We start from the raw sequence: 7455 nt of genomic DNA, 5'->3' as shown, positions 1-7455 counted from the left end.
GCCCCAAGCCGACACCGGACAGAGCCAGAAGCCGCAGCCGGACACCGGACCGCGCCAGAAGCCCCGGGCCGACACCGGACAGAACCGGAAGCCGCAGCCGGACACCGGACCGCGCCAGAAGCCCCGGGCCGACACCGGACAGAGCCGGAAACCACCGACCGGCACCGGACCGCACCGGAAAGCACGGGCCGACACCGGACGGGTCCAGAAGCCCCAGTCCGGCACCAGGCCCAGCCGGAAACTGGGGCCGAGCACCGAACAGGCCCAGGAACCCCGGCCCGACGCCAGGCACAGCCACAGCCAGAGGCCCGGCACAAGCACGGGACGGGCGGCCCGGAAGCCGCGGCCGGAGCCGAAACAGCGCCGGAAGCCGCGGTCGCGCGTGCCGCGCGCGGAGCGAGCCGGACGGGGGGACCTCGCGCCCTCGCGCGAAGGCACGGTGACGAACCGCCCGGCCCCCGCCGCCCACTCGGCCCACGCGGTCGGCCAGGAGCACCAGGACCGCCCCGCCCACGCGGTCGTCCCGGAGCAGGCGGACCACTCGGCCCACGCGGTCGGCCAGGACCTCCGGGCCGACTGCGCCAACTGCTTCGGTCTGTGCTGTGCGGCCCTGCCCTTCGCCCGGTCCGCCGACTTCGCCGTGGACAAGCCGGCCGGACAGCCGTGCTCCCACCTCCGGCGCGACTTCCGCTGCGGCATCCACGCGCGGCTGCGCGAATCGGGGTACCAGGGATGCACCGTCTTCGACTGCTTCGGGGCCGGGCAGAAGGTCTCCCAGGTCACCTTCGGCGGCGTGGACTGGCGGCAGGCGCCGGAGACCGCCCGGTCGATGTTCGCGGTCTTCCCGGTGATGCGGCAGCTGCAGGAGCTCCTGCGTCACCTCACGGAGGCCCTCGGTCTCGCGGCCGCCCGTCCGGTGCACAAGGAGTTGCGGAAGGCTCTGTCCCGGGTCGACGGCCTGACCCGCGGCACCTCCGAGTCGATCACCGCCCTGGACGTCAACGCGCTGCGCGGCGAGGTGAACCCGCTGCTGCTGCGGGCGAGCGAGCTGGTCCGCGCGGGCGTCCCGGGGCGCCCGCGCGACCATCGCGGCGCGGACCTGATGGGCGTCGGGCTGGCCGCCGCCGACCTCAGGGGCGCGAGCCTGCGCGGCGCCCTGCTCGTCGCCGCCGACCTCAGTGGGGCCGATCTGCGCGAGGCGGACCTGATCGGGGCGGACCTGCGCGACGCCGACCTGCGCGGCGCGGACCTGACCGGCGCGCTGTTCCTCACCCAGGCCCAGCTCGACGCCGCGAAGGGCGACGCGGCCACCAGGCTGCCACCGGCCCTTCGCAGGCCCGCGCACTGGTAGCGCTCGCGGTCCCCGCCTGTCGTGGCCACTGCCGTCGCGCCACCGCCCTGTCCCGCCGCCGGAGCTCAAGGCCCACATCGCCCCGGGCCCCTGGTTCAGCTCGCCGGTAGCACCGGTCGCCGCGCGAGGGTGACGGCCAGTGCCAGCGCCGGCAGCAACAGGGCCGCGCCCACGAGGTTGACGGCGCGGAAGCCGCCCGCGGCCAGGACCGGGCCGGCCAGCGCGGCGACGGCGGCTCCGGCGTAGCTCATGCCCGCGTCGGCGGCTCCCTGCAGCGGGACCCGCACCTGGTCGTCGTCGACCGAGGCGAGCAGCGCGGACGCGGAGAGGGTGGAGAGCGACCAGCCGAGGCCCAGCACCACCAGGGCCGTGGCGGTCAGGACTTCGCTGTTCCCGGACGCGGCCGCGTAGCCCAGGGTGACGGCGGCCCACAGGACGCCTATCCCGAGGAGGGCGGTGCGCACCGGGCCCCAGCGGTCCGTGAGGCGCCCGAACAGCGGGCTGAGCCCGTACATGGCGGCGATGTGGACGCTGATGACCACGCCGACGACCCGCAGGGACATGCCGTGGTGCTGCATGTGCAGCGGCGTCATGACCATCACCATGATCATCGTGGAGTGCGCGGTGGCGAGCAGCACGACGGCGAACAGGGCGGAGGGGCGCCGTGCCGCCCACCGGAGGGCGGCCAGCGCACCCACCGTGGCGGGCCTCGGTCCGGCGCCCGTGTCCCCCGTGCCGGTCCGCGCGTCGTCGCCCCGGTAGAGCAGGGTGATCAGCGCGCACGCCCCGGCGAAGGCCGTGCCGGACAGCAGGTACGGCCCGGAGAGCCCCAGCACGCCGACCGACTCGCCGGCCGTCCGGCCGAGGGCGGTGAGGTTGGGGCCGGCGACCGATCCCACGGTCGTCGCCCACACCACCACGGCCATGGTGCGGGCGCGGACCGCGGGCGCGACTCCGTCCGCCGCCGCGTAGCGGGTCTGCAGGTTGCACGCGGAGGCCACGCCGAAGAGACAGAACCCGGCCATCACGAGGGCGAGGTGACCGGCCGTGGCGGCCGCGACGACGAGTGCGGCGCCCAGGGCCGCGATCGCGTACCCGACGCCCAGCGACCAACGGCGTCCGCGGCGTGCCGCCAGCCGGGCCAACGGCACCGCCGCCAGTGCCGAGCCCAGGACGCCTACGGCCTGGCCGAGTCCGGCCAGTTCGACGGCCCCGAGGCGCTCGACCAGCAGCGTGGTCACCGTGATGCCCGAGGCGACGCCGACGCCGCCGAGCAGGTTGCCCAGCACGAGCACCCCGATCCGCCGCCGCTCGGCCCTGCCGCCCGCCACCTGCCCGCTCCCCGTCATGCGCCCCGCCGTCATGCGCCCCGCCCCTCTCTCCTCACGACCGCGCCGCCTGCCGGGTGCGTCGCTGCGGGGAAGGATGCCATGCCCCGCCGACCGCCCCTCGGGCGGTCGGCGGGGCTCCGGCAGGACGGTGTGCGGGCGGCGTCGGCGCTGTCGGTCGGCCCGCCTCAGAGTCCCTGCCGGCGACCCCAGGCCCCGTGGGACCGCGACGCGACAGGATGTGGGGCATGAACACGTTCAGGGCGGGCGACCGGACGTTACGGCTGACCAACATGTCGACGGACGTCCTGGTCCAGGTGCTGATGCTCGCGGTCAGCGACCTGGCGGAGACGCCGTGGGACCACCGGTACGCGGCGCTGTGGGCGCTCCAGGACCAGGGGATGGTGGGTCTCGGAACGGTCGGGTTCGACCTGGCCGGCATCCCCTGGGGGGACTCGGCGGCCGAGCGGAGGCGCAACACGGTGTTCGCCACGACGGTGACGGACCTGGCCGCGGCCGGACACCGGTGGTGGGAACTGGACTACGAGCCCGCCCTGGCAGCGGCGCAGCTGCGCGAGTTGCGGTCCCTCGTCGTGCACGGGGCCCGTGTCGGGCCGCCCGGGGAGGGCGCCTCCTGGTTCCCGTCCGAGGCGGAGGCCCTGAGCGCCTGCTGCGTGAGGCACCGCGTGCTGACGGGCCGTCCGCAGCAGCCGGGGTGGTGCGCGCTGTGCGTGGACGAGAGGTGGGAGTCCTCGTCGGGGTGACGCGGCGTCGGCTCCCGTGGGGGAAGGGGGCGCGGGGGCCGGCGCCGCGTCGGTTGCGGCGGTCTGCGGTCTCAGCGGTCGGCGCGGCCGCCGCGGACGACGCAGGACCGGGAGTTCTCCCAGCCCCAGCCGTCGCCGTCCGGGTCGGTGGCACTGCCGTTCACGCAGTAGGGGTAGCCGTTGGGCGCCGTGCCGCCGCCCGTTCCGGTGCCGGAGCCGGAGCCGTAGACGGTGGCGCGCCGGGAGGTGGCGGCCACGCCGTTGGCGCCGTTGAAGAACCGGTTGCCCCAGCTGGTGAGCGAGCCGGCGTTGAAGCCGCTCACCATGTCGAGGTACTCGACCCCGCCGCCGTTGCCGCTCCACGACCAGCCGATGTAACCGATGCCGAGGGACTGCGCGGTCGCCATGATGGCGTCCTCGTCCGGGTTGCCGTCACTGTGCTGGTTGCCGAACTCGCCCACCACGATGGGCAGCTTGTTGGCGACGAAGGTGTTCAGGTAGCTCTGCACCTCGGCCGCCGTGTCGTACACGCCGTACATGTGGACCGAGAAGACGGTGTTGCGGTCCGGGTCGGAGGCGAAGACCGAGGCGGCGTTGTCGCGCATCGTGTTCGACCAGTCCTGGCCCCAGTTGGGCGCGTCCACCATCAGCGCGTGCCGGAAGCCGGCGCCGCGGAGCTTGGCGATCGCCCGCTTCGTGGCGTCCGTCCAGCCGGTGTAGTTGTTGTTGCCCCACGGCTCGTTGCCGATGTTGACGACGACGTAGTTCTCCTGGCCGTCCAGCGCGCTCTTGATGCCGATCCAGTAGTCCGCCGCGCGGTCGAGGGTGGTGGCCGCGCCGTCCTCGCCGTACCCGGTGGTGTCGTGCACCTCCAGGACGCAGATGACCTTGCTCGCCCTGCACTGGCCGATGATGGACGTCACCTGGGAGGCGGGGGTCTTCGTCCACCGGTCGCCGCTGCTGAGCACCACGCGGACGGTGTTGGCTCCCTTGGCCGCGATGTCGGCGAGGGAACTGGTCCGGTCCGGATACCAGGCGTGCGCGTGGTTGACGCCGCGCATCACGAACTGGTTGCCGTTGGCCTCGTGGATGCGCCCGTTGCTCACCCTGAGGCCGTTGGGCGCCGCCTCGGCCTCGCCGGTGGCGGGGCCGAGGACGGAGATCATCAGACCGACGGCGGCGGCGAACGCCGTGCCGGCGACGGTGCGCAGTAAGCCTCTGCTCTTCGGTGCCATGGTGCTCCTTCGGGGGTCGGAGAACTCGGTGGGGGTGCGTCGGCCGGTCGGGGACGTCCGGCACGGACGCGCGGTCGACGGCAACGTTGTCGACCGTCGGCCGACACCTATGACAGCACCTGTTGTTTCAGTGGTGTCAACAGCGGCGTCGCGATTCGCGGGAACCACGGGCACCGAAAGCAGTCGCGACCAGCTAAACCGGTCGCTAAACAACACCCGGCCTGCCGGACCTGTTGTCGACCTACCCACCCTGCCCTAAGGTCCCGTCCGGCCGTGCGACGACGGCGACACCTCAGTCGAACTCCGCGGGGAACCGCTGCACCAAGGCCACTTTCGCCCTATTCGGTTGGTACAACCGTCAGCCGGTCGGCAGTTATACCGGTTTAGTCATTAACCCGGTCATCTGTCTTCCGGTCGCCCCTGAATGGCGGCTACGGTACCGACCGTGGATGCACTACGACCCGTCATCAAGCCCTATGCGTGGGGCTCCCGTCACGCACTGGCCGGACTCCAGGGCCGCGAGCGGCCGTCCGCCGGACCGGAGGCGGAACTGTGGATGGGCGCCCACCCCGCAGGACCCACGGGCCTGACCCGGGACGGCGTCGCGACCACCCTGCAGGCCGTCGTCGCCGCCGCACCGGAGCGGGAACTGGGCACGGCGTGCGCCCGCCGGTTCGGCGGACGGCTGCCGTTCCTGCTGAAGGTGCTGGCCGCCGAGCGGCCGCTGTCCATCCAGGTGCACCCCGACCGCCGCCAGGCCCGTGCCGGGTTCGACGCCCGGCTGAACGGGGCTGCGGGGCAGGGGACCTACGCGGACGACTGGCCCAAGCCGGAACTCCTGTACGCGCTCACCGCCTTCGAGGTGCTCGCGGGTTTCCGCGACTGCGGCGAGGCGGCCGCCGCGATCGAGGAACTCGGTCTCGCGCGACTGCGCCCGGTGGTGGACGTCCTGCGCACCGGCGACGGCGCCCCCGCGCTCACCGAGGCCCTGCGCACGGTGCTCATGTGGCCCCGCCACGACCGCGCCGCGCTGGTGAACGCCGTCGTGGAGGCGTGCCGCAGGCGGGCCCGCGTGCCGGGACCCTATGCGGCGGCCTACGACGCGGTGGTCCGCATGTCCGCCCACCATCCCGCCGATCTCGGTCTGGTGGCCTCCCTGTTGATGTGTCACCGGGTGCTCGCGCCGGGAACGGTCCTGTTCCTGCCGGCCGGCGGACTGCACGCCTATGTCCGCGGGGTCGGTGTGGAGCTGATGGCGAGCTCCGACAACGTGCTGCGCGCCGGGCTGACCGCGAAGGAGGTGAACGTGCCGGAGCTGCTCCGGATCACCGACCCGGCGGTGCGGGTTCCGGTGGTGCGTCCCGTCGCCGTTCCGGGGTCCGGCCGCACGCAGGCGTTCACCTGTCCCGCCGAGGAGTTCGTCCTGTACCGCACGGAGTTGGGCGCGCCGCCGGAACGCGTCGTCCCCGGGGCGGGTCCCCGCATCGTCCTGTGCACGGAGGGCAAGGCCCTGTTGCGCGGGCTCGACGGCGAGGAACTCCCGCTCGGCCCGGGTGCGTCGTGCTTCCTCTCCGACGCCGACGAAGGGGTCACGGCCGAGGGGGACGGCACTCTCTTCGTGGCCGCTCCCGGGCCCGAGCCCGTCGTCGGGACGGCCGGACCCTCCTGACCGACCTCCACACCCCGGCCCGTCCTGCCGTCATGTCCTCCTGCGGACATGTCGTCGGACCGATCCAGCGAAGGAAGACAACGTTGTCCGTCACGACCCCCGACCCGGCCACCGACCGACCGCGCCAGGCCCCGGTCCCGGCCCCCGCGGAAGGGAAGAGCTCACGGGTGTACGCGGCCCTGGACATCGGCGGCACGAAGATCGCGGGCGCCCTGGTCGACGACGAGGGCGCCGTCCTGCACCGCGCAGAGACCCCGACCCCGGCCCGTGAGTCGGCGGCCCGGCTGGTACGGGCCGTCGACACCGTCGTCGACGCGCTGACCGCGCACCCCGCCTGGGGCGCGGTGCGCGGACTCGGCATCGCCAGCGCCGGCCCGGTCGACACCGCGGCGGGCACCGTGAGTCCGGTCAACATCCCGGGCTGGCGGGGCTTCCCGCTGGTGCGGACGATCCGGGCGCACCCCTCGCTGCCCGACGGCGTCGAGCCGGTCCTGCTGGGCGACGCCGTGGCGATGGCGGCGGCCGAGCACTGGCACGGGGCCGCCCGTGGAGTCGCCGACGCGTTGTGCATGGTGGTGTCGACCGGTGTGGGCGGCGGGTTCGTCCTCGACGGCCGCCTGCACCCGGGCCCCTCCGGGAACGCCGGCCACATCGGCCATGTCACGGTCGACCTGGACGGCCCGCCCTGCCCGTGCGGTTCGCGGGGGTGCGTCGAGGTGTACGCCAGCGGTCCGGCGATCGCCCGCCACGCGGTGGCGGCGGGGTGGAGACCGCTGGACGGCGCGGAGCCGACGGCCGCGGACGTCGCCGCGGCGGCGCGTCACGGCGACGAGCGCGCCCTGGCGGCCTTCGACCGCTCCGCCCGGGCGCTGGCCGCCGGGATCGCCGGCAGCGCGACCCTGCTGGAGATCGAGGTGGTGGTCGTCGGCGGAGGCGTCGCGCAGGCCGGCGACACGTTGTTCGGGCCGCTGCGGCGTCACCTGCGGCGCTACGCGGCGCTGGGCTTCACCCGTGACCTGGAGGTACGGCCCGCCGCGCTGGCCCGGGACGCCGGGCTCGTCGGGGCGGCCGCCGCGGCGCGCGGGTGGGTCCCGGCGGGGTTCTGAAG

Annotated in this window: 6 protein-coding genes; 4 read left to right on the top strand and 2 right to left on the bottom strand. The window is 74.3% G+C overall.

Translation table 11 applies throughout. The annotated features are described in order from the left end of the window. Window positions 1–439 precede the first annotated feature (439 nt). Entirely contained in the window at window positions 440–1351 is a 912-nt protein-coding gene (locus ACOV8S_RS07085) for a pentapeptide repeat-containing protein (RefSeq protein ID WP_448316761.1), read from the top strand. A gap of 95 nt (window positions 1352–1446) precedes the next feature. On the opposite strand, the gene ACOV8S_RS07080 is transcribed toward ACOV8S_RS07085, so the two are convergent. Continuing rightward, window positions 1447–2715, bottom strand: a complete 1269-nt coding sequence (locus ACOV8S_RS07080; RefSeq protein ID WP_448316760.1) for an MFS transporter — start codon at window positions 2713–2715, stop codon at window positions 1447–1449. 212 nt (window positions 2716–2927) lie between these two features. Between ACOV8S_RS07080 and ACOV8S_RS07075 the strand changes: the two genes are divergently transcribed. After that, window positions 2928–3443, top strand: a complete 516-nt coding sequence (locus tag ACOV8S_RS07075; RefSeq protein ID WP_448316759.1) for a hypothetical protein — start codon at window positions 2928–2930, stop codon at window positions 3441–3443. A gap of 71 nt (window positions 3444–3514) precedes the next feature. Here the strand turns inward: ACOV8S_RS07075 and ACOV8S_RS07070 are convergent, their stop codons facing one another. Beyond that, a complete protein-coding gene (locus tag ACOV8S_RS07070; RefSeq protein ID WP_448316758.1) occupies window positions 3515–4678 on the bottom strand; it encodes a cellulase family glycosylhydrolase in 1164 nt (387 codons plus the stop codon). Between the two features lie 445 nt (window positions 4679–5123). Between ACOV8S_RS07070 and manA the strand changes: the two genes are divergently transcribed. Together manA and ACOV8S_RS07060 are read left to right on the top strand one after the other, a co-directional pair. Next, a complete protein-coding gene (gene manA / locus ACOV8S_RS07065; RefSeq protein ID WP_448316757.1) occupies window positions 5124–6347 on the top strand; it encodes a mannose-6-phosphate isomerase, class I in 1224 nt (407 codons plus the stop codon). Window positions 6348–6514: 167 nt separating this feature from the next. After that, window positions 6515–7453: an ROK family protein gene (locus ACOV8S_RS07060; protein WP_448317384.1), complete on the top strand. Its 939-nt coding sequence runs from the start codon at window positions 6515–6517 to the stop codon at window positions 7451–7453. Window positions 7454–7455 lie beyond the last annotated feature (2 nt).

The organism is Streptomyces sp. CO7 (genome assembly GCF_053474865.1).
This window is presented reverse-complemented; position numbering and strand designations above follow the sequence as displayed.

Excerpts from the sequence above, each read along its gene's own strand:
- ACOV8S_RS07070 (WP_448316758.1), bottom strand. The coding sequence starts at position 4,678 with ATGGCACCGAAGAGCAGAGGCTTACTGCGCACCGTCGCCGGCACGGCG.
- ACOV8S_RS07080 (WP_448316760.1), bottom strand. The coding sequence starts at position 2,715 with ATGACGGCGGGGCGCATGACGGGGAGCGGGCAGGTGGCGGGCGGCAGG.
- ACOV8S_RS07075 (WP_448316759.1), top strand. The coding sequence starts at position 2,928 with ATGAACACGTTCAGGGCGGGCGACCGGACGTTACGGCTGACCAACATG.